The organism is Methylophilus sp. E2MeOHC9, from assembly GCF_058744375.1.
Genome location: NZ_CP196024.1, coordinates 980,204 through 1,004,867, shown reverse-complemented (window position 1 = coordinate 1,004,867; position 24,664 = coordinate 980,204). Strand labels below are relative to the sequence as shown.

18 protein-coding genes and 1 riboswitch are annotated in these 24,664 nt (G+C 52.5%); of the genes, 9 read left to right on the top strand and 9 right to left on the bottom strand.

What is annotated here, in order from left to right; genetic code table 11:
- Positions 1-155: 155 nt before the first annotated feature.
- Genes ACSSVF_RS04780 through ACSSVF_RS04765 form a run of 4 tightly spaced genes read right to left on the bottom strand, consistent with a single transcriptional unit; the run spans position 156 to position 6,502 of the window.
- On the bottom strand, positions 156-3,227 hold the full coding sequence (locus tag ACSSVF_RS04780; protein WP_492405822.1) for an efflux RND transporter permease subunit: 3,072 nt from the start codon (positions 3,225-3,227) through the stop codon (positions 156-158).
- Between the two features lie 5 nt (positions 3,228-3,232).
- Positions 3,233-4,396, bottom strand: a complete 1,164-nt coding sequence (locus ACSSVF_RS04775) for an efflux RND transporter periplasmic adaptor subunit (protein WP_492405821.1) — start codon at positions 4,394-4,396, stop codon at positions 3,233-3,235.
- Between the two features lie 2 nt (positions 4,397-4,398).
- Positions 4,399-5,853 carry an efflux transporter outer membrane subunit gene (locus ACSSVF_RS04770; RefSeq protein WP_492405820.1) on the bottom strand — a complete coding sequence of 485 codons (1,455 nt, stop codon included), beginning with the start codon at positions 5,851-5,853 and terminating at the stop codon, positions 4,399-4,401.
- Complete coding sequence (locus ACSSVF_RS04765; protein WP_492405819.1) at positions 5,840-6,502, bottom strand: TetR/AcrR family transcriptional regulator; 663 nt, start codon at positions 6,500-6,502, stop codon at positions 5,840-5,842. The genes ACSSVF_RS04770 and ACSSVF_RS04765 overlap by 14 nt, the downstream gene beginning before the upstream one ends.
- Before the next feature lie 207 nt (positions 6,503-6,709).
- Between ACSSVF_RS04765 and ACSSVF_RS04760 the strand changes: the two genes are divergently transcribed.
- Positions 6,710-7,249, top strand: coding sequence for a YaeQ family protein (locus ACSSVF_RS04760; protein WP_492405818.1), 540 nt, complete (start codon positions 6,710-6,712; stop codon positions 7,247-7,249).
- Between the two features lie 48 nt (positions 7,250-7,297).
- On the opposite strand, the gene ACSSVF_RS04755 is transcribed toward ACSSVF_RS04760, so the two are convergent.
- Together ACSSVF_RS04755 and thiC are read right to left on the bottom strand one after the other, a co-directional pair.
- Entirely contained in the window at positions 7,298-7,813 is a 516-nt protein-coding gene (locus ACSSVF_RS04755) for a hypothetical protein (protein ID WP_492405817.1), read from the bottom strand.
- A 171-nt stretch (positions 7,814-7,984) separates the two neighbouring features.
- A complete protein-coding gene (gene thiC / locus ACSSVF_RS04750) occupies positions 7,985-9,865 on the bottom strand; it encodes a phosphomethylpyrimidine synthase ThiC (RefSeq protein WP_492405816.1) in 1,881 nt (626 codons plus the stop codon).
- Positions 9,866-9,893: 28 nt separating this feature from the next.
- A riboswitch (TPP riboswitch) is annotated at positions 9,894-10,006 on the bottom strand.
- Between the two features lie 146 nt (positions 10,007-10,152).
- Here thiC and ACSSVF_RS04745 point away from each other — a divergent pair.
- The 3 genes from ACSSVF_RS04745 (at position 10,153) to ACSSVF_RS04735 (ending at position 15,469) form a co-directional block, all read left to right on the top strand.
- Positions 10,153-10,560, top strand: a complete 408-nt coding sequence (locus ACSSVF_RS04745; protein ID WP_492405815.1) for a hypothetical protein — start codon at positions 10,153-10,155, stop codon at positions 10,558-10,560.
- A gap of 212 nt (positions 10,561-10,772) precedes the next feature.
- Positions 10,773-14,477, top strand: a complete 3,705-nt coding sequence (locus tag ACSSVF_RS04740; protein ID WP_492405814.1) for a PAS domain S-box protein — start codon at positions 10,773-10,775, stop codon at positions 14,475-14,477.
- Entirely contained in the window at positions 14,474-15,469 is a 996-nt protein-coding gene (locus ACSSVF_RS04735; RefSeq protein ID WP_492405813.1) for an HD domain-containing phosphohydrolase, read from the top strand. Before ACSSVF_RS04740 ends, ACSSVF_RS04735 begins: the two co-directional genes overlap by 4 nt.
- A 68-nt stretch (positions 15,470-15,537) precedes the next feature.
- Here ACSSVF_RS04735 and gatB read toward each other — a convergent pair whose 3' ends face one another.
- From gatB to gatC, 3 genes are read right to left on the bottom strand one after another with little or no spacing between them, the layout of a single operon-like run.
- Positions 15,538-16,983 (bottom strand): Asp-tRNA(Asn)/Glu-tRNA(Gln) amidotransferase subunit GatB, encoded by a 1,446-nt coding sequence (gatB, locus tag ACSSVF_RS04730; RefSeq protein WP_492405812.1) that lies wholly within the window; start codon positions 16,981-16,983, stop codon positions 15,538-15,540.
- 1 nt (position 16,984) lies between these two features.
- The gene (gatA, locus tag ACSSVF_RS04725; RefSeq protein ID WP_492406306.1) at positions 16,985-18,466 is read right to left on the bottom strand and encodes an Asp-tRNA(Asn)/Glu-tRNA(Gln) amidotransferase subunit GatA; all 1,482 of its coding nucleotides are present in this window, start codon (positions 18,464-18,466) and stop codon (positions 16,985-16,987) included.
- Positions 18,467-18,525: 59 nt separating this feature from the next.
- Positions 18,526-18,813 (bottom strand): Asp-tRNA(Asn)/Glu-tRNA(Gln) amidotransferase subunit GatC, encoded by a 288-nt coding sequence (gene gatC, locus ACSSVF_RS04720; protein WP_492405811.1) that lies wholly within the window; start codon positions 18,811-18,813, stop codon positions 18,526-18,528.
- A 124-nt stretch (positions 18,814-18,937) separates the two neighbouring features.
- Here gatC and ACSSVF_RS04715 point away from each other — a divergent pair, with 124 nt between their 5' ends.
- From ACSSVF_RS04715 to rodA, 5 genes are read left to right on the top strand one after another with little or no spacing between them, the layout of a single operon-like run.
- Positions 18,938-19,981 carry a rod shape-determining protein gene (locus ACSSVF_RS04715; protein WP_055830500.1) on the top strand — a complete coding sequence of 348 codons (1,044 nt, stop codon included), beginning with the start codon at positions 18,938-18,940 and terminating at the stop codon, positions 19,979-19,981.
- Positions 19,982-20,010: 29 nt separating this feature from the next.
- A complete protein-coding gene (gene mreC, locus ACSSVF_RS04710; RefSeq protein WP_492405810.1) occupies positions 20,011-21,138 on the top strand; it encodes a rod shape-determining protein MreC in 1,128 nt (375 codons plus the stop codon).
- Positions 21,135-21,611, top strand: coding sequence for a rod shape-determining protein MreD (mreD, locus tag ACSSVF_RS04705; RefSeq protein WP_492405809.1), 477 nt, complete (start codon positions 21,135-21,137; stop codon positions 21,609-21,611). Before mreC ends, mreD begins: the two co-directional genes overlap by 4 nt.
- Positions 21,612-21,615: 4 nt before the next feature.
- Positions 21,616-23,544, top strand: a complete 1,929-nt coding sequence (gene mrdA / locus ACSSVF_RS04700) for a penicillin-binding protein 2 (protein WP_492405808.1) — start codon at positions 21,616-21,618, stop codon at positions 23,542-23,544.
- On the top strand, positions 23,537-24,634 hold the full coding sequence (rodA, locus tag ACSSVF_RS04695; protein ID WP_492405807.1) for a rod shape-determining protein RodA: 1,098 nt from the start codon (positions 23,537-23,539) through the stop codon (positions 24,632-24,634). The genes mrdA and rodA overlap by 8 nt, the downstream gene beginning before the upstream one ends.
- The last annotated feature ends 30 nt before the right edge of the window (positions 24,635-24,664 follow it).

Here is a 24,664-nt window from a genome sequence, read left to right as displayed (position 1 = left end):
GAGCTTGCGCAGTACTCAGGCAGCTTTTGCGCAAGCCAACCGTTACGTAAGCACACAACAGCTGCATAAAACCTTACGCCCAACACCACGGATCACATCACATAGAAGCTTTGCACTTCCACCAAGCCGCTAGAAACATCCAATCAAATAACGCATTAGGAATGCTTCCTAGCCAACCTGCCCACGCCCCGCAACCATCCCAGCAAATCATCCACATAGGTATACAACACCGGGATCACCAGCAGACTCAACACCGTTGAAGTAATCAACCCGCCAATCACGGTAATCGCCATCGGCGCGCGGAAGCTCGGGTCTGCACTCCAGCCCAACGCAATCGGCATCATGCCTGCCGCCATTGCAATGGTCGTCATCACAATTGGCCTTGCCCGTTTATGGCAACCATCAATAATCGCGTCAAAGCGGCTGATTTTGGATTGCTTGCGCGCCATGATGGTGTATTCCACCAGCAAAATCGAGTTTTTCGTCACCACGCCCATCAGCATCAACAGGCCAATCACGCTAGGCATGGAGAAGCTGTTATGCGTCACCAGCAGCGCAAAAAATGCGCCGCCCAGCGATAACGGCAAGGCACCAAGGATGGTAATCGGTTGCAGAAAGTCGCCGAACAGCAACACCAGCACCACATAAATGCACATGATGCCTATGATCATGGCGCCGCCAAAACTGCTGAACAATTCGTTCATGCGCTTGGCATCGCCGGCTTCAAGCTGTTTCACGCTTGGTGGCAGATTCTGCATGGCGGAAAGTTGCTGCACGTCACGCATGACTTCACCGATCTGGCGCTTATTCAACTCGATATCAAAGGTGACGTTGCGCATGCGGTCCATGCGGTCTATCTGCTGCGGCCCGCTGCCCATGCGTACCGTAGCGACGGTTTCCAGGCTCACACTGCCGTTGCGGGCTGGCACTCTTAACTGCGCGATTTCCTGCAGGCTGCTGCGTACACTAGGCCCCAGCCGCACACGGATAGGCACCTGGCGCTGTGGCAAGTTGAGTTTAGGCATGCTGTTAGAGAAGTCGCCTGAAGTCGCGACACGGATCACCTGCGCAATTGCTTCTACAGTGACGCCAAGTTCGGCCGCTTTATCCACATCGGGGATAATCTGCACTTCTGGCCGCTGCAGGCTGGCGCTGGAGGTGATGTTACCCAGGCCGTTGATGCCTCTTAATTGCTGACCCACTTGCTGGCTGGCACTGAGCAAGGCCACCGGATCATCACTGGCCAGCGTGACTTGCAAGCGCTCTCCAGATTCGCCTGAGCCAACCGAAATGCGTGCACCCGGCAGGCTTTTCAGTCGCTCCCGCAAATCCGCTTCGATCTCCGATTGCTTCTGTTTGCGGTCACTGCGCTCGGTCAGGCTGATGATCAGGCTACCTTTACGCACATCGGTGGTACTTTCAGCCGCGTGCGGGCCGCCACCGCCAGTGCTGGCTGCGCCGGCGGCACTAAACACGGCTTTTACCTCAGGGTGCTGTTTAACGATATGCTCAGCCTGCTCCACCAGATGGCGCGTTTGTGCCAGTGGCGTGCCGGGTTGCAGCTCAATATTGACTTTGGTCTGGCTACTGTCAGAAGAAGGCACAAAACCTTTGGGCAGCAATGGCATCAGGCTCATGGAACCAACAATAAACAACACAAAACCTAGCACTACGGTTTTACGGTGGCCCAGACACCAGGTCACCCAGCGCAGATAAGCACGCATGGTGCCTGAGGTTTGCTCTTCTTTGACCGGATGCGGCTTGAGCAGGTAGGCTGACATCATGGGCGTTAGCAAACGCGCCACGATCAGTGAGCAGGTAATGGCAATCGCTGCAGTGATGCCAAATTGCTTGAAAAACTTACCGGGGATACCGCTCATAAACGCAGTTGGCAGGAAGATCGCCACCAGCGTAAACGTTGTGGCGATCACGGCAAAGCCAATTTCGTCAGCGGCTTCCATGGCGGCCTGGTAAGGCGTTTTGCCCATACGCAGATGACGCACAATATTCTCGATTTCTACGATGGCATCATCCACCAGTATCCCGACTACCAGCGCCAGCGCCAGCAGGGTCAGCAGGTTGAGTGAAAAGCCGAAATACTGCATAAAGGCAAAGGTGGGAATCATAGACAGCGGCAACGCCACCGAAGCGATGATGGTCGCCCGCCAGTCGCGCAGAAACCACCAGACCACCAGTACTGCCAGCAACGCGCCTTCGTACAATAACTGCATGGAGCCGTTGTAGTTATCCTCCACCGGCTTGACCATATTGAAGGCTTCGACGATTTTGACCTGCGGGTGCAATTGCTCGAACTTCGCCAACGCCTCGCGCACGTGCTTGGCGACAGTGACTTCACTGGTACCTTTGCTGCGCGTGATTTCAAAGCGGATCACCTCTTTGCCATCATAGCTCGCATAGGTACTGCGCTCGGCATAGGTGTCCAGCACCTTAGCCACTTGTGACAACTTGATATGGCGCCCGTCGCCTAGCGGGATATCGAGGTTACGTACTTCATCGGCACTATGCAGCGCGCCCAGGGTGCGTACTGACTGGATATTGTCGCCAATGTCGCCGCGTCCGCCTGAAGCATCTTGCTGCACACGCTTGAGTTGTGCCGAGACATCGCTGACATTGACGTCCAGCCCTGACATCAGCGTCGGGTCCAGATTGACCTGTACTTCGCGGTCTACGCCACCGGTGCGGGTGATCTTACCCACGCCAGTCACTGACAGCATGGCCTTGCTGATCTCGTTATCGACAAACCAGGACAGCTCGCCCTCGTCCATATTATCTGCCGACACCACATAGGTGAGGATAGCGCTACCAGTGGTGGTTAGCTTGGAGACGGTGGGCGTGGTGACCGCAGCCGGTAGTTCCGAGCGAGCACTGTCTACCGCATTGCGCACCAGGTTGAGTGCTTCTTCACTGTTGGTATCAATGGTGAATTGCACGCTGATGCTGACGCCGCCATCGGTGATGACGCTGGACATATGCTCAATGCCGCCTATGGTGGCAATTTTATCCTCAAGCTTGCGCGCAACCTCGGTTTCCAGTTGCGGGGGTGCCGCGCCTTCCAGCGTCGCGCTGACCATAATCACCGGCAGTTCGATGTCGGGGAAGTTTTGTTTGCCTAACTGGTTCAGGGATCTGACACCCAGAAACGTCAGCACGACAAACAGCAGGATTGCCGGCACCGGATTACGGATAGACCACGCCGAAAAATTCATAATGCTTAAGCTCCGGCTTTAGTCGCGGTGACTACTTTGACTGTGTCGCCATCATTCAGGAAGGCACCACCGCTCAGCACCAGCCGGGTGCCGGCTTCTATGCCACTCAGTACTTCGATCTGCTGCTCCAGCGTGCGGCCTGTCTGCACTTTGCGCTGGATAATTTTACTCATGCCCTCGGCGTTGCTTGCGCCCAGCACAAACACATAGGCAAAACCATCCCTGTAAGTCACGGCACTGAGCGGAATCGCCAGGCCGCGCTGTTGCCCAATATCGATCTTGCCCTGCACATACATGCCGGGTTTCGCACTATTTTTGGGGATATCCACATACACCAGCGCATTGCGGGTGTTGCTATCCACCACCGGCGAAATCAGGCGCACTTTACCGGCCACGACTTTACCACCAGGCAAATTCAGGCTCACAGTTTGACCGGTGTGCAAGGCAGCCTGCTGGTCAGAATTGACTTCACCCCGCCACTCGATACGGCCCTGACGGATCAGTTTGAATAACTCAGTGCCGGATGACACGACATTCCCCAGATTGGCTGACCGTTCAGAAACCACACCGTCATCAGGCGCGACGACCTTGGTCTGGCGAATACGGATTCTCTGGTTTTCCAGCTCCGCTTCAGACAAGGCAAGATTGGCCCTCGCAGTTTGCAGCGCAATCACATACTCATTAATTTTCTGCGCGGATAAAGCACCGCTGTCCTTGATCTCATTGGCGCGGTCGGCATTGCTTTTGGCTTCAGCCAGGCCTGCCTTGTCTTTTTCCACTGTCGCCAGCTGCTTTTGCAAGTCTGCTTTTACCGTTTCATCTGCCAGCAACACTAAAGGCTGGCCTTTGCTCACCTGCGCACCGACCTCTACCAGCACCTGCTGGATACGCAAACCGGAGATTTCAGCGCTGACCAGCGCCTCCTGCCATGGGTAAATACTGCCATTCATTACCAGCGTCATCGGCCACTGCACATTGCCCGGGCTGGTCGCTTCTACACTCAAGGTGGCTTTACTAGCTTCGGCGTCACCAGTGGCAGTTGGACGATTGCCGCGTTTTTCTGCCAATTCTGCTTTATGCAGCGGGTGTTGAATAAACCATAAACTCACTCCGACCAATACGGCTGCAATGATCAGGAATTTTGCTTTTTTTGAGAGTCCTCTCGCCATGTTTATTTACCCTTTTCTATCGTTTTATTACTTTGTACAGCCTGCTTATTTTGAGTCGCCTGCTGCTGCAATTCATACCAATCGCCACCAAAGGCTTTATAGAGTGCGATCCACTGTAAAACCCGGTTCTTTTGCTGGGTGACTACATTCAACTCGGCATTGATCTTTTGGCGACGCGCATCTTCCAGTGACAGCAAATCGATACCGCCAGATTTCCAGTTCAGTTCAGCCGCCTGGAAATAGCGCGCATATTGTTGTGCACTCGCCTGTTCGGATTGTGAGCGCCGGTTGGCACTGTCCAGATTGACCAACGCCTGCTCCACTTCCTTGAGCGCTTTGCGCACATCTTGTTTGTAAGTCGCCATCAGGCTGTCAAAATTGGCGCGGGATTCAGCTAAATCCGCGCGTAAAGTACCACCATCAAAAATAGGCAATTTTATTGACGGCCCGTAAGACCATGAATCGGTACGCGTGACTGCGCCACCAAAACTGGTGCGGCGATACCCTATTGAGCCACTCAATGTCAGGCTAGGATAAAGCTGGGCCTTGGCTACGCCGACATTGGCGCTGGCTTCGGCCAGGTTGCGCTCATCAATCGCCAGGTCTGGCCTGCGGGTGAGCAGGTTTGCCGGTAGCGCGTTCACTTCAAACATGGCAGGTTGCGGCACGCCTTTACGCTTGGCCAGCAACGTGCGTAATTCTGTTTCCGGCAGGTTAGTCAGCTCGACGATGGCTTTCACCAAACCATCGCATTCTGCCTGCTGGCCATCCAGTGTAGACTCACTGGCATGAGTGGCTGCCTCTGCCAGCGCCAGGTCAGACGGGGCAGTGAAGCCAGCTTTGGCTGAAATGCCTGTCAAACGTGCGGTTTCCTTACGCGAGTTAAACGCGCCTTGCAAAGCATCGACTGAAGCCTGGCATGCACGATAATTCACATAGTTATTGGCGACTTCCGCCGCCACCGTCAGGCGTGCATCATGCCAGGCGATTTTCTTTGCTTCCAGCTGGGCTTTGGCTGCCTGTTTGGTGGCCTTGATCTTGCCAAACAAATCGACTTCCCAGCTCGCATCCAGTGATATCGAGTCAATTTCAATGGTGGTGGCCGGAAACGCGCCGCCGCCACCGCCACCTTTGCTGCGGTTCATGCTGCCAGTGCTGGTTAAATCAGGAATACCCTGTGCCCGTGCCGAAAGCACATTCGCGCGTGCGGTGCGGATATTGGCCAGTGCGATTTCCAGTGAAGGGCTTTCTTTTTGCGCCTGTGCCAATAGCTGGTCCAGTACCGAATCTTTGAATTGCGCCCACCAGTTGGTCAATGAACCCAGGTTGCCATTGTGTGGTAACGGTGCCTGCCATTGTTCAACCGTCACCGGGGTTGGGCGGATATATTCGTCTATCACCGAACAGCCTGTCAGAGGCAGTATCAGTAGCCAGTGCCAATGTTTACTTAACTGCATTGGTTGGCTCCATTCCCTGTAATCCGTGCAAAAATAAATTCACCACAAATGCGAGATGCGCCTCGGCATCCCAGTCCGGCTCCAGCACACCGAATAACGCTTTCAGACGCGGAGCGGCGATCAGCAACTCGCAATAAGACTCGGCCGCACGTTTGAAATCCTGTGCAGGCAATAGGTTTTTTGCCGCATAAAAACTGAAGATATCCGCCAGCATCTGATGGATACGCTCCGGTCCCACGGCTTTCATGGCGCGGGATAGCTCAGGCAAATGAGAGGCTTCGGCCACACCGATCTTAAAGAATGACAACATGCGCGGTTCCAGCACGCGCTTGAGCATAAAGCGACCTATCTCTGTGAGTACCTGGTGTAGCGTCTGGTTGGATAAATGATCGACTTGCACCATGGCAGAGACATCTTTTTCGACCATGTGTTTGATAGCCGCAATCAGCAAGGCATATTTATTTTCAAATCGCTCATAAATAGTCCGTGTAGACACACCGCAAGCAGCCGCAATGCGGCCTATGCTGGTTTGCGCCACACCTTCCAGCATGAATATTTCCAGCGCCTGTTCCAGCAACAGCGCATGTCTATCCTGCTCAGTGCCTGCTCTGGGGCGTCCGGCCTTAACTTTATGGGGAGAAATTTCCATGGTCGATGAAGATATCAAAGTCTGCATAAAATAAAAATAAAACGTTTCTTTTTCATTTTATGCCTAAAGCCAAAAGACGCAAGTGATTTCTTGTATCGAGCCCGATACGCGTATATCAGCTTGCATGCGCCAATTGACTTGTTTTACCAGCCTGGAGCGCATGTTTGCTATACTCGCCACACTTTCATACACAAGAGATATTCACGCATGGCGCTGAAATCCACCATTTATAAAATCGACCTCAATATTGCGGATATGGACAGGCATTATTACCAGCAGCACAACTTGACGCTGGCCAAACATCCTTCCGAAACAGACGAGCGCCTGATGGTCCGTTTGCTGGCATTCGTGCTTTACGCTGATGAGAACCTGCAATTTGGCAACGGTTTGAGCGATGACGACGAACCCGACCTGTGGCAAAAGGATTTAACCGGTGCGATTCAGCGCTGGATATGCGTAGGCCTGCCTGAAGAGCGCGACATCCGCAAAGCCTGTGGCAGATCAAAGCACGTGGTGCAGGTATTGTATGGCGGCAGGACGGCTGACATGTGGTGGGCGCAGAACAGCAAAGCCATGCTCAAGCTGGATAACGTCACCATCATCAACCTGCCTGACACAGAGCAACTAGCCGCCGCAGCGGCACGCGGCTTGTCTATCAGTTTCACCATACAGGATCAGCAGATACTGGTGAGCCACGAAGGTGGCAGTTTTGAGATTGAGGCCATCCGATTGAAAGACATTGAGTAGCCTGCACCAGCACGCATTAAAAAAGCCAGCAATCGCTGGCTTTTTTAGTTAGGGGATCAACATATGTTCGGCAGGCCAGACACCGCGGTAAGTCGCCTCCGGGTGTTTGGTGACCAGGTTTAAGCGGATTTCATTCAGCCTGCGTAATGGAACAGAGACCATCATCAGGATATTGCCTTGCTCAATCGCGTTTGAATACGATTTAATACGGTAACTGGGGGTTGCGGTTGCCACGGCCGCCGCCCAAACCGCACACAAAATGGCACCCAGGACCATGCAGTATGGAATCACGCTCAGCGACACTTCGCCAAACCACCAGGGCACCATATAGGCCAAAATACCACCCAGCAACCCGAATATGGCGCCAAACAAAAAGCCGCCCATGGCGCTGTATACGACATCAGATTTTTCCATTGCCTCTGCCTTGGGTAGATTGCCTAAAGACTGTGGCGGATGAGCATGGAAATGGATATCGTCCTCTTCAATGCTTTCCAGCAACAATTCATCCATCAATTTACGTGCACTTTTAATATCAGGCAAAACAAAATAGAGCATGCGTCTCATCACGTTCTCCTCATAAAGCACTTTAATCCGATAAAGTTTAGAAAAAATATATTTATTTAAATTCAATTCTTTACATCTTTCATCGCTAGCGCGTGCAAACCGCAATAAAAAAGCCAGCATTGCTGCTGGCTTTTAATCGGCACTACTACTCATTGAGGCACAGAAGTTTTACTACACTTTTTGATAAACCTCACTGCCTTTTTTGACGAATTCGATCGCTTTTTCCTGCATGCCTTTCTGTAGCGCCTCTTTTTCATCTACGCCCATTTTGTCAGCGTAATCGCGGACATCCTGCGTGATCTTCATAGAGCAGAAATGTGGGCCGCACATGGAGCAGAAATGTGCCTGTTTTGCGCCTTCCTGTGGCAAGGTTTCGTCATGGAATTCTTTGGCTTTCTCAGGATCCAGGCCAAGATTGAACTGGTCTTCCCATCGGAACTCGAAACGCGCCTTGGATAAAGCATTGTCACGAATCTGCGCGCCAGGATGGCCTTTAGCCAGATCGGCAGCATGGGCTGCGATCTTGTAGGTGATGATACCTACGCGCACGTCTTCCTTGTCCGGCAAGCCCAGATGCTCTTTCGGCGTCACATAACATAACATCGCACAGCCATACCAGCCGATCATGGCGGCGCCAATACCGGAAGTGATATGGTCATAACCAGGAGCGATATCTGTTGTTAACGGGCCCAGGGTGTAGAAAGGCGCTTCACCACAGTGCTCCAGTTGCAAGTCCATATTCTCTTTGATCAGGTGCATGGGTACGTGGCCAGGGCCTTCGATCATGCACTGTACATCGTGTTTCCAGGCAATTTGCGTCAGTTCACCCAGAGTCCTCAGCTCAGCAAACTGTGCTGCATCGTTAGCGTCGTAGATAGAGCCGGGGCGCAGGCCATCACCGAGTGAGAAGCTCACATCATATTGCTTCATGATCTGGCAAATGTCTTCAAAATGCTCATACAGGAAAGATTCTTTATGATGCGCCAGACACCATTTCGCCATGATGGAGCCACCACGTGACACGATGCCGGTCATGCGTTTGGCCGTCATCGGGATATACGCCAGGCGCACACCGGCGTGTATCGTAAAGTAATCCACCCCTTGCTCGGCCTGCTCGATCAGCGTGTCGCGGAAGATTTCCCAGGTCAGGTCTTCGGCTTTGCCGTTCACTTTTTCCAGCGCCTGGTAGATAGGCACGGTACCGATAGGCACCGGTGAATTGCGGATGATCCATTCCCGCGTTTCGTGGATGTTTTTACCGGTGGACAGATCCATCACAGTATCACCGCCCCAGCGTGTGCCCCACACCATTTTTTCCACTTCTTCAGAAATAGAAGAACCCAGTGCTGAGTTACCAATGTTGGCGTTGATCTTGACCAGGAAATTACGGCCAATGATCATAGGCTCGATTTCAGGGTGGTTGATGTTGGCAGGAATAATCGCACGGCCACGCGCCACTTCATCACGCACAAACTCTGGCGTAATGACTTGCGGAATGCTGGCGCCAAAATGCTGGCCAGGATGCTGGGTTTGCAGCAACTCGCTCATATTTTCGCGGCGCTGGTTTTCACGGATGGCAATGAACTCCATCTCCGGGGTGATGATACCCTGGCGCGCATAGTGCATCTGGCTCACGTTCTGGCCGGCCTTGGCCCGCAAAGGATTGCGGTGCAGGTTAAAACGCATCTCGGATAATGCCGGATCGACCAATCGCTGGTGACCGAACTCAGAAGTCGGGCCATCCAGCTGCTCTACATCACCACGTTCCATGATCCAAGTCGCGCGCAAAGCTGGCAAACCATTACGGATATCAATATCTATTGTTGGGTCAGTATAGGGGCCGGAAGTGTCATACACCACCACTGGCGGGTTGATATCACCGCCAAAGCTGGAAGGTGTATCACTCAGGGAAATTTCACGGAAAGGTACCTGAATATCAGGGCGGGAGCCTTGAACGTAAATTTTGCGCGATTTGGCAAACGGTTTGGTAGTAGCTTCGTCAACTTTGGCATCCGCGTTGACGAACTTGATATTTTTATCAATAGCGTTCATTAGGCATCCTTAAAATATAAAGACGTAAGGATGCGCACCTTTGCATTCCCTACGGCGGTATCAACCGCGTCAGGTTCGAAGGGTAACTCTCACTGTAAAATCTTCACTGAATGAAGGGTTTACAGACCCCTAGCAAGGGACGGATTGTGCGGGAAAACCACAGATAACGCAAGTTACTCGGTATTTGATCTGCCGCATATTGACAGACAGACAGATCTGTCTACAATCACGTTACCCACCTAATAAAAAATACGGGTTACCTTCAAATCAGAGCTCAGGAGAAAAACATGGAAGTCTTATTGATAGGCGCAGTTGCCTGTACCACCGCTTTAATTTTATCTGCATGGTTGATGACATTTGCCCGCTGGTTTCCCATCCCGGGGATAGATGGCGGATTTCTGATCGATTACAAAACCATGATCCGTGCCCACGTTGATTACGCCTTGATGGCACTGTTTCAACTGGGATTTTTTGCAGCATCCAGAGCAGCTGGCATTGAGCTGCATCACTTTGCCTGCGTCTGTGTCGCGATTGGCGGTTTTACTAACCCGACCATTTTCACAATTGCTGCGTTTGACACTGATTTCTGGAGCAAAATGAAATGGAAAGTATTTTCCGCCATCAGTTTTGTGCTGACCACTATCGGTTTTATGACGATCTGCTACCAGCTGATATGCCACGTGCTGTGTCATTGATCGGCTTAGCTGCCACGCAACCGTCTAATGAAACCCTGCATGCGCAGGGTTTTTTGTTTGCCAGACCCAACTAAATTACCCGGCCAAGCTATCAGTTAAACACCGAAATAGCCTTTTAAAACAGCATTGTTCTCAATATAAATTATTGCAAACGACAGCTAGAATATCGTTAGCAAGAATGATCAAACTTTTCTTTTTAAGGCACTGAGCGCATGGATTGGTACAGCATATTCTTTTTCAGGGAAGGGACTCCCACCGCCCTGCTCTATGGTACTTATAACCCATGGCTAGTCATCCTGTCTGCACTGGTGGCCATCGGTACCTCGGTGCTCGCGCTGCAATTAACACGTCTTTCGCAAAAGCAAACCTCCCTGGTTTCGCAAAAGTTTTCCATTATCGCCAGCTCCATTTCACTCGGGGCAGGCATCTGGGCCATGCACTTCATCGGCATGCTGGCCTACGAAATCTGTACCAAAGTCACTTACAACCCTGAAGTCACCATGATCTCTATGATGCCAGGCATTCTGGCGTCTTTTTATGCGCTCAACCTGATGACGGAGAACCAGCTTGATTATGGCAAGCTGATCAAAGGTGGCCTTTCGGTAGGCACCGGCATTGGCGCCATGCATTACACCGGCATGCTGGCCATGAGCATGGAGCCCGTGCTCAAATTTGACCTTGTTTGGGTACTAATTTCTGTAGTCGTCGTGGTCAGCCTGGCAACACTGGCATTATGGACAGGTATTTTCCTTAACCAGAAAGGCAAGCTACCGCCCAAAGTGAGCATCACATTGGGCGGTATATTGATGGGAAGCGCCATCACCGCCATGCATTACACCGGCATGGCATCGGCACGCTTTCTCGGGCAGGCGCAATCCGGCTTCAACCCCGAAGATAACCAATCCATCTCGCTGGCACTTGGCATCACGCTGGTGACGATACTGATAGGCATCATTGCAGCCGCAATCAATGTGCTGATCAGCTACCGACAGGCGCTTGCTAACATCAAGGCCAGCGAAACCCGTTTATCGACGATTTTAAATACCGCAGTGGATGGCATTGTTACCATCAATGCCAGCGGCCAGATCATCTCCTGCAACGAAGCCGTAGAGCGGTTATTCGACTGGCGCAAAAACGAGATGGAAGGCAACAATATTTCAATGTTGATGCCGGAACCGGACCGCTCCAACCATCTCTACTACCTTAAAAACTACCAGGCTGGTGGACAGGCACAAATTCTTGGCGAAGGCCGCGATCTTGAAGCCGTTAAAAAAGATGGCACGCAGTTTCCCATACGACTGGCGATTGGCGAGGTCAAACTGCCGGGCGAAAAACTGTTTGTCGGCTTTATTACCGACCTCTCCCAGCGCAAAGCGATTGAAAAAGCCATCCGCGAAAAAGATCAGCAGATTCGCTCCATGATGAGCAATATTCCGGGCGTGACTTTCCGCTGCAACCTGGATGAAAACTGGAGCATGCGCCTGATTAGTGATGCGGTGCTGGAATTGACCGGCTGGACAGTAGAAGACTTCCTGACCGGCAGCATTCATTTCTCGCAGCTGATTTATGCCGACGATGGACTGAGGATACAACCGATCGTCGAGGCTGCTGTCGCCCACCGCACCAACTATGCGATTGAATACCGGATTACAGACCGCAAAGGCAATGAAAAGTGGATCTCAGAATTCGCTTCCGCCATTTACAGCAATGATGGCGAGGCCGAAGCATTGGATGGCGTCATGCTGGACGTGACTGAATCCAAACAGAAAAATGCCGAGTTTGAGGGCATCGCCAATGCCATCAACAACTCCACCTGCATGGCTGAATTTACCATTGACGGCTTCGTGCTGACTGCTAACCAGAGCTTTCTGGACCTGCTCGGCTATGAACTGCCAGACATCCTGGGGCGACACCATTCCATCCTTTGCCCACCTGAATTCATCACTACTGATCGTTACCGGCAGAAGTGGGTATCCCTCAGAAAAGGTGAGTTTGTGCATGGCGAATTTTTGCGCCATGGCAAGAATGGCAAAAAAATCTGGATCCATGCCTCTTACAGCCCGATCCGCGACATGGATGGCAAAGTCATTAAAGTGCTGATGTTTATGATAGACATCAGCGAACGCAAACAAATGGAACAAGAGATGCTGCTGGCCAAGGATAAAGCGGAACAGGCAGCCAGTGCCAAAAGTACCTTCCTGGCCAATATGAGCCACGAGATCCGCACACCGATGAACTCCATTATCGGCTTTAGCGAGTTGCTGCTGGACACCGCCATGCAGCAGGAACAACGTAATTATTTATCCACCATCAGCCAGTCGGCCAAATCGCTATTGCATTTGCTGAATGACATTCTGGATAGTGCCAAGCTGGAAAAAGGCATGTTAGAGCTGGAAATACTGGATTTCTCCATGCGTGAACTGGTGGATAGCGTGATTTCTTCGTTGTGGCTGCAAGCGCGCAAAAAGCATCTGGAATTAAAGCTGACCCTGGCTCCGGAAACCGCCGGTTATTTCAAAGGCGCTGAACACCGTATCCGCCAGGTATTGACCAATTTACTGGGCAACGCAGTGAAATTCACTGAAACAGGCTATGTCGAGCTCAGGGTATACCCAACCGAAACTGGCGAGATCAAGTTTGACATGATCGATAGCGGCATAGGCATAGACGCAGACCGCCTGGAAAGCATATTCGACCCGTTCACCCAGGCAGATGCCACCATGAGCCGTCGTTTTGGCGGCACCGGTTTGGGCACCACCATCAGTAAACAATTGGTTGAACTGATGGGTGGCCGTATTACGGCGACCAGCCAGATTGGTCAAGGCAGCTGCTTCAGTGTGACCTTGCCGTTACAGGAAGGCATGCGCATAGAGCATGCCGTAGATGTCACTCAAATCGTCTTGCCATCCCTCAATATCCTAGCAGCAGACGACATTGAACAGAACCGCAAACTACTGAATATTATGCTGGAGAAACAAGGGCATAGAGTGACACTGGCCTCGAATGGGCAGGAAGTCATCGACGCCCTGCAAACCCGTTCTTTCGATATCATTTTAATGGATGTGCAGATGCCAGTGGTCGATGGCTTGACTGCCAGCTTGCGTATTCGCGAAATGGAACGCGAAGCGGGTTGGGATAGAACACCGATCATTGCATTGACCGCCAGTGTGCTTGAGCAGGATAGATTGGCTGCCAAACAGGCCGATATGGATGGTTTTAGCTCTAAGCCGATTGAATTACCTTTATTACTGGCCGAGATGCAGCGCGTATTGACTGGCTCAGTCGCATCGCAAGAAGATGTCGTGGCCGAACAGACGCTGGCGCAAAAAGAATTCGACCTGAATAAGGGCGTCAAGTTATGGGGCGACCAGCAAACTTACCTGATTGAAGTCGGTCAGTACTTGGAAGAAGCGCCGCGCCACATAGCAGCATTGCAAGCAGCCATACAGGCTAAAGATCATGCCGCATTCAGGATGATTGCGCACGCCAACAAAGGCGTGAGCGCCAATCTGGCACTGCCTAAAGTGCAGTCCATATACGATGCGCTGGAACATATTACTGAAGAGCGCTGGCAAGAATGCCCTGCGCTGGTCAAGCGCTTGCAAACCACCACTGAAGCCTTGCATCAAACGATTACTACATTACTCGACGCTGAACCTGAATCTGCTCAAACCGATGTGGCCACATCCGATATTGATGCCGAACAACTGCTGGCATGGTTACGAGAACTGCGTACGCTGGCAGCGATGGCCGAGCTGGATGATGCCCTGGCCAATCAACTGATTCAACATGCCCCGGCTGACTGGCGCCAGGCATTGCATACGGTATCCCAATGCCTGAATGACTTTGATTTTGAACAGGCAGTGATTCATATCGATACATTACTGGAGGCCCAAACCCAAGGGACGACTTCATGACGGATTACATCACCCAACAACCCAAGATCCTGATTGTCGACGATGAGCCGCTCAATCTGAAAGTCCTCAAGCAAGTGTTGCAGGATGACTATAGACTGAGTTTTGCCAAGAATGGCATGGATGCATTGGACCTGGTGAAAAAAGAAAGGCCAGGGCTGATCCTGCTCGATGTCATGATGCCGGGCATGACCGGGTTTGAAGTCTGTAGGCATTTAAAAAATGATCCGGAAACGCATACGATTCCAGTCATTTTTGTCACCGCGCTGGCGGATGAAGCCGATGAGTCAGAAGGCTTCAACGCGGGTGGCGTGGACTATATTAACAAACCCATTTCACCAGCATTAGTCCGTGCACGTGTGAAAACCCATCTGTCACTGGTGCATATCGACGAATTAAAAAACACGCACCTGGAATTGATACAGCGGCTCGGGCGTGCAGCCGAGTTTAAAGACAATGAAACCGGCATGCATGTGATACGCATGAGCCATGTCTCGGGCAGGATCGCCCTGGAAATGGGCCTGGATATAGGCTTTGCCGAGCAACTGGTGCATGCCGCGCCCATGCACGATATCGGCAAAATCGGCATTCCTGACCGCGTGTTACTCAAACCTGACAAACTGGATGATGAAGAACTGGCAGTCATGCGTACCCACCCTCGCCTGGGCGCCGATATCCTGGATAAATCCACTTCGCCGTTAATCAAACTGGCCTTTACCGTGGCCCTCTATCATCATGAAAAATGGGATGGCACCGGTTATCCGTTTGGGCTGAAAGGCGAAGAGATTCCCCTGGAGGCACGCATTGTGGCGGTCGCCGATGTATTTGATGCCCTGTTGAGCAAACGCCCTTACAAAGAGCCCTGGCCGGTAGAAAAAGCGGTGGAAGAAATCAAATCCCAGATCAACCGCCACTTTGACCAGCGGGTCGTCGAAGCCATGCTCAGCTGTTTGCCAGATTTAATTGCCATTAATGAAAAATGGCGCGAAGAGTAATCTTCACGCCATTGTTTGTTAGCCTCTCAACGCTTCAACCAGCCTTGGAAACAGGTTGAAGCCAGCGATCAACCTAATTTAGTTTTCAGCAGCTCATTCACCTGGGCCGGGTTGGCTTTGCCTTTGGAAGCCTTCATACACTGACCTACCAGCGCATTAAACGCTTTTTCCTTACCGGCTTTATATTCCTCTACCATGGCCTGGTTGGCTGCCAATACTTCATTGATGATGGCTTCAATCGCGCCAGTGTCGGATACCTGCTTGAGGCCTTTGGCTTCAATAATTGCGTCGACTTCCCCTTCGCCGGCCCACAAACCTTCAAACACTTGTTTGGCGGCGTTGTTAGAGATGGTGTTATCGGCAATACGTTGCAATAACGCTGCCAGCTGTGCGGCAGAAACCGGGCTCTCGGCAATGGCTTTTTCATCTGCATTCAGTTTGGCAGAAAGCGCGCCCATCACCCAGTTAGCAGCCTGTTTAGCGTCGCCACCGGCATTCACCACAGTCACAAAGTAATCTGCCACTGCACGTGAACCAGTCAAGTTGCTGGCATCGTAACTGGAGAGCTGATACTCATTAGTGAACCGCGCCTGCAATGCCTGCGGCAACTCCGGCATGTCCGCGCGCACGCGTGCCTTGTCAGCTTCTGTCACTTCCAGCGGCAGCAGATCCGGGTCCGGGAAATAACGGTAATCGTTGGCTTCTTCCTTGGAACGCATGGCGCGGGTTTCGCCGGTATCCGGGTTAAACAATATCGTTGCCTGCTGGATAGTGCCGCCATCTTCCAGTGTTTCAATCTGCCACTGGGTTTCGTACTCAATCGCCTGCAACATGAATTTGAAAGAATTCAGGTTTTTGATTTCGCGGCGGGTGCCTAACTTTTCAGTGCCTTTCGGGCGTACCGAGACGTTCACATCGCAACGGAAAGAACCTTCCTGCATATTGCCGTCACAGATACCTATCCATTGCACCAGTTCATGCAGTTTTTTCGCATAGGCGACGGCTTCTGCTGCACTGCGCATATCAGGCTCGGTCACGATTTCCAGCAATGGCGTCCCGGCTCGGTTTAAATCGATGCCGGACATGCCTTCCACCGCATCATGTACCGATTTACCAGCATCTTCTTCCAGATGGGCGCGGGTGATATTGATGACTTTTTCGTAGGCTTCGCTATTTTTGCCTGCAGGCACCTGTATGGTGACTTTGCCTTTACCCACCACCGGTAATTCAAACTGGCTGATCTGGTAGCCTTTGGGCAGATCCGGGTAAAAGTAATTCTTGCGGGCGAAGATGCTGCGGGGGGCGATCTCGGCATCGATGGCCAGGCCGAATTTGATGGCACATTCGACCGATTGCTTGTTCAAGACCGGCAATACACCCGGCAAAGCGATGCTCACTTCACAAGCTTGTGTGTTTGGCGCTGCGCCATAGGTGGTCGAAGCACCACTGAACTGTTTGGACTTGGTTTGTAACTGAACGTGGGTTTCTAACCCGATCACGACTTCCCACTGCATGTTAGATGCCCTCCGGCATGCGTGTATGCCAATCTGTGACTTGTTGATAAGCGTGGCCTACATCCAGCATGCGCGCCTCATCAAAATAATTACCGATAATCTGCAAGCCGACCGGCAATGGTTTGCCGTCACCATTCTGGGTGAAACCTGCCGGGACACTCATGCCAGGCAAACCGGCCAGGTTAACGGCAATGGTATAGAGATCTTCCAGGTACATGGCGACCGGGTCGCTGGTCTTCTCCCCGGCTTTAAAGGCTGTCGAAGGGGCAGCCGGGCCCATGATCACATCACAGTGCTTGAACGCCTCTACAAAATCCTGCGCGATCAGGCGGCGGATCTGCTGGGCTTTCAGGTAATAAGCATCGTAATAACCAGCGCTTAATACATAGGTACCGATTAGGATACGGCGCTTGACCTCGGCGCCAAAGCCTTCGGCGCGGGATTTGGTATACATCTCAAGCAGATCGTTATATTCGGCAGCCCGGTGACCGTAGCGCACACCATCGTAACGCGACAAGTTACTGGAGGCTTCGGCCGGCGCCAGCACGTAGTACACCGGGATAGACAGGTTGTTATTTGGCAGGCTGATATCCACGATAACTGCGCCCAGTTTTTTGTACTCGGCAATCGCGGTTTCAATGACTTTGGCGACTTCGGCACTCAGGCCTTCTGCAAAGTACTCTTTAGGCAGGCCGATACGCAGGCCTTTTAGCGGCTGGTCGCCCGTCATGGCGGCCAGGCCGCGGGTGTAATCTTCTTTTTCACGGTTGACGCTGGTGGAGTCGCGTTCGTCAAAACCGGCCATGACGTTGAGCATCAACGCACAGTCTTCTGCCGATTTCGCCATCGGGCCTGCCTGGTCTAACGAAGAAGCAAACGCGATCATGCCGTACCGTGAAACCAGGCCATAAGTAGGTTTCAGGCCAGTAAAGCCACACAGCGAGGCCGGTTGGCGAATGGAACCGCCGGTATCGGTACCGGTGGCGGCGGCACACAAGCGCGCTGCCACCGCGGCGGCGGAACCGCCTGAGCTGCCACCAGGCACGCGGTCGAAGTCCCACGGGTTTTTCACGCCACCAAAATAGCTGGTCTCGTTGGAAGAGCCCATGGCGAATTCGTCCATATTGGTTTTGCCCAGATTCACGGCACCGGCGGCATCAAACTGGCTGATGACATGCGCGTCATACGGCGCAATGAACTTTTCCAGCATTTTTGAGCTGCAAGTGGTGCGCCAGCCTTTGGCGCAGAAAATATCTTTTTGTGCGAGCGGGATACCCGTCAGCGGGCCAAAATCACCGGTGGCAATGCGCGCATCCGCAGCTTTGGCCTGGGCCAGGGTTTTTTCTTCATCAAGAGTGATAAAGGCGTTGATGGCCGGATTGAGTTGCGTCACTCGCTGCAAATAGGCTTGCGTGAGCTCGACACTGGAAACTTGTTTGCTGGCCAATTGTTGACCCAGCTGTTTGAGGCTACTGTTAATCATCATTAAAACCGTATGAGAGGGAGCGACTGGTTATTCGATCAGTGCATGTAATCGATTTTTTATTCAATGACCTTGGGCACAAGATATAAACCATCTTGCGTGGCAGGCGCAATCGACTGGAATAATTCACGCTGATTGGTTTGCGTGACCACGTCTTCACGCAGGCGCTGAGTCACATCCTGGGAGTGGGACATGGGGGCGATTCCGGTGGTATTTACCGCTTGCATTTGCTCAATGAGCCCTAAAATGCCGGAAAGTTTATTTAAAGTTTCTTGCGCTTCACTGTCACTGACTTCGATGCGAGCCAGATGAGCTATACGTTTGATGTCTTCAAGATTGAGTGCCATAGAGGTTAAGTCTTCAAGAATTCGAAATCACATCTTAATTTCATGTGCGTTTTGCGCTATTATACCTTGATTTCAAGCCACACTCGGCTGACAGTTCAAAAGTCGGAATTTTACAGGATAAAACATGTTCGGTGCACTCAACAGCTACTTCTCCAATGATCTCGCCATCGACCTTGGCACAGCCAACACGCTGATTTATGTGCGCGGCAAGGGTGTCGTGCTGGACGAGCCGTCTGTAGTGGCCATTCGTACCGAAGGCGGCCCTAACGGTAAAAAGGTGTTACTGGCAGTAGGTTCCGATGCGAAAAGCATGCTGGGCCGCGCACCAGCGAACATCCAGGCGATACGCCCGATGAAGGATGGCGTGATTGCCGACTTCACCATCACTGAGCAAATGCTCAAGTTTTTCATCCGCAAAGTACACGAATCACGTTGGTTCTCCCCTAGCCCACGCATCATCATCTGTGTGCCGGTCGGCTCTACCCAGGTTGAACGCCGTGCCATCAAAGAATCTGCCGAGCGCGCAGGTGCCAAGCAGGTGTTCCTGATTGAAGAACCGATGGCAGCTGCGATCGGTGCCGATATGCCGGTCGCTGAAGCTACTGGCTCCATGGTGGTGGATATCGGTGGTGGTACCACTGAGGTGGGCGTGATTTCACTGGGCGGTATTGTTTACGCTAAATCCGAACGCGTCGGTGGCGACAAATTTGACCAGGCGATTATTGACTACATCCGCCGTAACTACGGCATGCAGATCTCAGAACCCACCGCTGAAGCGATCAAGAAAAGAATCGGTTCTGCTTTCCCTGGTTCTGAAGTGCTGGAGATGGAAGTCACCGGCCGCAACCTGGCAGAAGGCTTGCCACGTAAATTCACGATTTCCAGCAACGAAATCCTGGAAGCACTGACTGAGCCCCTGAACTCTATCGTTGGCGCAGTGAAATCTGCCCTGGAACAAACACCGCCTGAACTGGGTGCCGATATTGCAGAAAAAGGCATGGTGCTGACTGGCGGCGGCGCATTGCTGCGTGACCTGGACCGCTTGCTGGTTGAAGAAACCGGATTGCCAGTCATTGTGGCTGAAGACCCGCTCACCTGTGTGGCCCGTGGTTGTGGCCGGGCGCTGGAAGAAATGGACAAGCTGGGCAATGTATTTGCCAGTGAATAAGACAAGGTCTGGCTGGCGACACCCTCATCATGCTCAAAGGCATACACCAACAGCTTGACCCGCACGAATCCCCGGCCTTTTTTATCCAGGGGCCGCGGCCATTTTCACGCCTGATGTTTTTTTGCACCGTGTCGCTGGTCATGATGGCTATAGACGCGCGTTTTGAATACCTGAGCCAGGTCCGCCAATGGTTCAGCGCTGCGCTGCATCCACTGGAAATCGTCGCCAGTGCCCCGAATGAGTGGGGGCGCAATATCAACACTTACTTCACTTCGCACAATCAGCTGATCCAGGAAAACTTCAAGCTGAAGCAACAGGGCCTGATTGACAATGCCGCGTTGCAACGGCTAGCGACTGTGGATGCCGAAAATGTGCACTTACGCACACTGCTCGCCGGCGATGCGCCTATCATCCCCAAAGCCACACTAGGTGAAGTGATGCATATGGGCCGCGACCCGTTCAGCAATATCATCACGCTCAACCGTGGCAGCCGCCACGACATCACGCCCGGGCAAGCAGTGGTCGATGAACAGGGCGTGGTTGGCCAGATCACCCGCGTTTACCCGTTCACCAGTGAAGTGACGCTGATCACCGACAAGAAACTATCCATTCCTATCCAGATCGAACGTAACCAGTTACGGGCGATTGCGTTCGGTGAAGGCAAACGCAACACTTTGGATATCCCCTACCTGCCGACCAGCGTCGATATCAAAGTCGGCGATAAACTGGTGACTTCAGGCATTGATGGTGTTTACCCTGCCGGGCTGGCTGTCGCTATTGTGACGCAGATTAAACAAAGCCAGGATTCACCGTTTGCCAAAATCGTCAGCCGGCCGATCGCCGGGGTGAACAACCATAAACACGTATTGATCTTAAAGATCCCGGAAGCTGCGGCCATCAACCCGGTGACTGACAATAAACCGGTGCTGCCGCGTAATAACGCACAACACCTGGACCAATCGGTGGTCGATGTACTGCAGAAAAATAATGCCGCCGTAGACCCGCATCCCGTCACCGAGATCCCTAGCCTGGACACGACAGACAGTGAACCTGCGCCAACCACACCTATCTCGCCGACGGCACCGCCAGCAGGTACTACACCTGGCAGCACGCCACCTAATAATGGCCAGACCACGACCATACCGGGGCACCCATGAAGCCGGTTAAGTTTAGCACTTTCTTTTTTACCCTGCTGGTCGGGCTGGTGTTCCAGCTCTATCCGTGGTCTAACTCCGGCGTGATTATCCGGCCAGATTTTCTGCTGGTGATTGCGCTGTACTGGCTGTTACAAGCCCCCTACCACTGCAACATTGGCTGGGTTTGGTTTGCGGGCTTACTCGTAGACCTGGCCACCGGCAGCCTGCTGGGCCAGCACGCACTGACTTTTTCGATCACAGGTTTCCTGGGTACGATCTATCAGCGCCGCCTGGTGCTGTTTAACCGCTGGCAGCTGTATCTTTACCTGATCTTCCTGTTTGGCATGCAACGTGTATTGATTATGTTGCTAAAGCTTTTTGCAGGCGGCGAATTGCCTGACTGGACCTATGGCTTACCGATTATCTCCGACCTGATTCTTTGGCAAATCATGATTATGTGGTTTGGCGAACTGTCGCGCCCGAAAAAGCTGTAAGCGCATGGGGTATAGCACCGAACTCAAGAACCATCAGAACGAACAGCACAAGTTCAGGGTTCGCCTGGTTTTTCTGGTATTAGTGGTGATTGCCGCGTTTTCGGCACTGGCCGGGCGCTTTTATTTTCTACAGATCTACCGCTACGATTACTACCAGACGCTGGCAGAAAACAATCGCATCTCGATCGTCCCGATCACGCCCAACCGCGGCCTGATCTCTGACCGCAACGGCATTATCCTGGCGCATAACTTTTTTGTGTATACGCTGGAAATCACCCCCTCTAAAACCGACGACCTGCAGGATACGATAGAAGAACTGGGCCAACTGGTCGAGATCTCGCCTACCGACTTAAAGCGCTTTAAAAAACTGCGCGGGCAAAGCCACACGTTTGAGAGCATTCCTATCCGCACCCACCTGAATGAATACGAAGCGGCCAAATTTGCTGTGAACCGCTTCCGCTTTCCCGGCGTAGAACTGAAGTCGCGCTTATTCCGCCACTATCCTTATGGCACGCTGGGGACCCATGCCATTGGCTACATCAGCCGTATCAATGAGAATGACCTCAAGCAGCTGAAAGAGAACAACCAGCTCTCAAATTACAAAGGCACCGAGCACATTGGCAAAGCCGGGGTGGAGCAAGCCTACGAAGAGCAATTGCATGGCATCACCGGTTTCCAGCAGGTAGAAATCGATGCGGATGGCCGCGCGGTGCGCGTGCTTTCCAGCGCATCACCAACTTCCGGCAATAATATCGTGCTGTCTATGGACGCCAAATTGCAGGAAATCGCCGAACATGAATTTGCAGGCCGACGCGGCGCGCTGGTCGCCATCCAGCCCAAAACCGGCGAAGTGTTGGCGATGGCCAGCATGCCTTCATTTGATGCCAACCTGTTTGTGGATGGCATTGATTACGATAACTGGAACCTGCTGAATAACTCGCTGGATAAGCCGCTGATCAACCGTAGCCTGAAAGGTATTTATCCGCCAGGCTCTACCTTTAAACCGTTTGTGGCACTGGCAGGATTAGAATCCGGCAAACGCCAGCCGCCGTTCGCTATCAGCGACCCTGGCTATTTCATGCTGCCGAATAGCCGCCACCGCTACCGTGACTGGAAACCCTCCGGCCATGGTGCCGTGGATATGCGTCGGGCGATTACCGTGTCTTGCGACACGTTCTTCTACGGCCTGGCAATGGAACTGGGCATAGACAGGCTGACCGATTTTGTGCGGCATTTTGGTTTTGGTGAAAAAACCAATATCGATATCCAGGGCGAATTATCAGGCCTGCTACCCACGCCAGCCTGGAAAAAAAGACGCTTCAAACAACCCTGGTATATGGGCGAAACCGTCATTGTCGGCATCGGGCAAGGTTACACCCTGGTCACGCCCATGCAACTGGCGCATGCCACTGCCATGCTGGCCAACAGCGGCAAATCGATACGCCCGCACCTGGTGAATGCGATTGTGAACTCTAAAACCAACCAGGTGAGCTTGCTGCCGCATGCCATTGCCGATCAGTTGAATCTAGGCGCTAATAACCTCGAAATCGTCAAACTGGGGATGATGGATGTGACCCAGCCTGGCGGCACGGCTGCTGCGATTGGCGCCAATGCAGGTTACCTGATCGCTGCGAAAACCGGCACGGCGCAAGTGGTCGGCATCAAGCAAAATGAGAAATATAACGAAAAACTGATCAACGAGCGGCACCGCGACCATGCCTGGTTTATTTCTTATGCCCCTGCGGATGACCCAAAAATTGCCGTCGCGGTGATTGTTGAGAACGGTAGCCATGGTGGCTCAACTGCGGGCCCGATTGCGCGCAAGGTCATGGATTATTATCTGCTCGGCAAAGTGCCGGTTGACCCGGCCGCGGCTGCGGTGCCAGAAGTCACTGTACCTAATGCACCAGAAGAGGAAGAGCCTCATGATTAGACAATTGATCGTCCGCTTTATCAGGCATATAGACTCCATCCTGCTAGCCACCGTGCTCATGGTATTGGTGGTCGCACTGATGGTGTTATACAGCGCCTCGGGCCAGTCACTGACCAAAGTGAATGCGCAAATCATCAATATCATCATCATGATGGCGGTGATGCTGGTGGTGGCGAATACCCAGCCGCTATTGATCGAGCGTATCGCTTTTCCTGTCTATATCTTTGGCTTGACGCTCTTACTCGCAGTCGCACTGATAGGCGATATCAGCCACGGCGCGCGGCGCTGGTTAAACCTGGGCGTGACAAAGATCCAGCCGTCCGAGCTGATGAAACTGGCCGTGCCTATCATGCTGTCCTGGTATTTTTCCAAACGCGAAACCATGTTGCGCACCACCGATTACCTGGTCGCAGGCGTGATTTTGCTGGTGCCGGTGTTACTGATCGCCAAACAGCCTGATCTGGGCACCGCCACACTGGTTTTTGCTTCAGGCTTTTTCGTCATTTTCCTGGCCGGGCTGAGCTGGAAATTTATTTTTGGCAGCGCGATTGCGTTTGGCGCCGCGCTGCCTATTTTGTGGTCTATGCTGCATGATTACCAACGGCGCCGGGTCGAGATCTTGATAGACCCCAGCCAGGATCCACTGGGCGCGGGTTACCATATCATCCAGGCAACGATTGCGATCGGCTCTGGCGGCATGACAGGCAAAGGCTGGTTAAACGGCACCCAGTCACAACTGGACTTTGTGCCTGAACGCACCACCGACTTTATTTTTGCCGTGTTTGCCGAAGAATTTGGCATGGTGGGCTGCTGCCTGTTATTGCTGCTGTTTATCATCATCATTGGCCGCGCTTTCATCATTGCCTCGCAAGCCAAAAATACGTTTTCGCGCCTGCTGGCGGGCAGTATTGCTGCCACCTTCTTCACTTATTGCTTTGTGAACATGGGCATGGTCAGTGGCATTTTGCCGGTGGTGGGCATTCCGCTGCCATTGGTCAGTTATGGCGGCACCTCACTTTTAACACTGGGCCTGAGCCTGGGCTTGTTAATGAGTGTGCAATCGCATAAACGCCTGGTTGCTACAGATTAGTGGCGACCGACTAGTGCTGTCATTGAGTGA

Excerpts from the sequence above, each read along its gene's own strand:
- mreD (WP_492405809.1), top strand. The coding sequence starts at position 21,135 with ATGAAGCCGGTTAAGTTTAGCACTTTCTTTTTTACCCTGCTGGTCGGG.
- rodA (WP_492405807.1), top strand. The coding sequence starts at position 23,537 with ATGATTAGACAATTGATCGTCCGCTTTATCAGGCATATAGACTCCATC.
- mrdA (WP_492405808.1), top strand. The coding sequence starts at position 21,616 with ATGGGGTATAGCACCGAACTCAAGAACCATCAGAACGAACAGCACAAG.
- ACSSVF_RS04775 (WP_492405821.1), bottom strand. The coding sequence starts at position 4,396 with ATGGCGAGAGGACTCTCAAAAAAAGCAAAATTCCTGATCATTGCAGCC.
- mreC (WP_492405810.1), top strand. The coding sequence starts at position 20,011 with ATGCTCAAAGGCATACACCAACAGCTTGACCCGCACGAATCCCCGGCC.
- ACSSVF_RS04715 (WP_055830500.1), top strand. The coding sequence starts at position 18,938 with ATGTTCGGTGCACTCAACAGCTACTTCTCCAATGATCTCGCCATCGAC.
- ACSSVF_RS04765 (WP_492405819.1), bottom strand. The coding sequence starts at position 6,502 with ATGGAAATTTCTCCCCATAAAGTTAAGGCCGGACGCCCCAGAGCAGGC.
- ACSSVF_RS04735 (WP_492405813.1), top strand. The coding sequence starts at position 14,474 with ATGACGGATTACATCACCCAACAACCCAAGATCCTGATTGTCGACGAT.
- ACSSVF_RS04755 (WP_492405817.1), bottom strand. The coding sequence starts at position 7,813 with ATGAGACGCATGCTCTATTTTGTTTTGCCTGATATTAAAAGTGCACGT.
- thiC (WP_492405816.1), bottom strand. The coding sequence starts at position 9,865 with ATGAACGCTATTGATAAAAATATCAAGTTCGTCAACGCGGATGCCAAA.
- ACSSVF_RS04760 (WP_492405818.1), top strand. The coding sequence starts at position 6,710 with ATGGCGCTGAAATCCACCATTTATAAAATCGACCTCAATATTGCGGAT.
- ACSSVF_RS04745 (WP_492405815.1), top strand. The coding sequence starts at position 10,153 with ATGGAAGTCTTATTGATAGGCGCAGTTGCCTGTACCACCGCTTTAATT.
- gatC (WP_492405811.1), bottom strand. The coding sequence starts at position 18,813 with ATGGCACTCAATCTTGAAGACATCAAACGTATAGCTCATCTGGCTCGC.
- ACSSVF_RS04780 (WP_492405822.1), bottom strand. The coding sequence starts at position 3,227 with ATGAATTTTTCGGCGTGGTCTATCCGTAATCCGGTGCCGGCAATCCTG.
- gatA (WP_492406306.1), bottom strand. The coding sequence starts at position 18,466 with ATGATTAACAGTAGCCTCAAACAGCTGGGTCAACAATTGGCCAGCAAA.
- ACSSVF_RS04770 (WP_492405820.1), bottom strand. The coding sequence starts at position 5,853 with ATGCAGTTAAGTAAACATTGGCACTGGCTACTGATACTGCCTCTGACA.
- gatB (WP_492405812.1), bottom strand. The coding sequence starts at position 16,983 with ATGCAGTGGGAAGTCGTGATCGGGTTAGAAACCCACGTTCAGTTACAA.
- ACSSVF_RS04740 (WP_492405814.1), top strand. The coding sequence starts at position 10,773 with ATGGATTGGTACAGCATATTCTTTTTCAGGGAAGGGACTCCCACCGCC.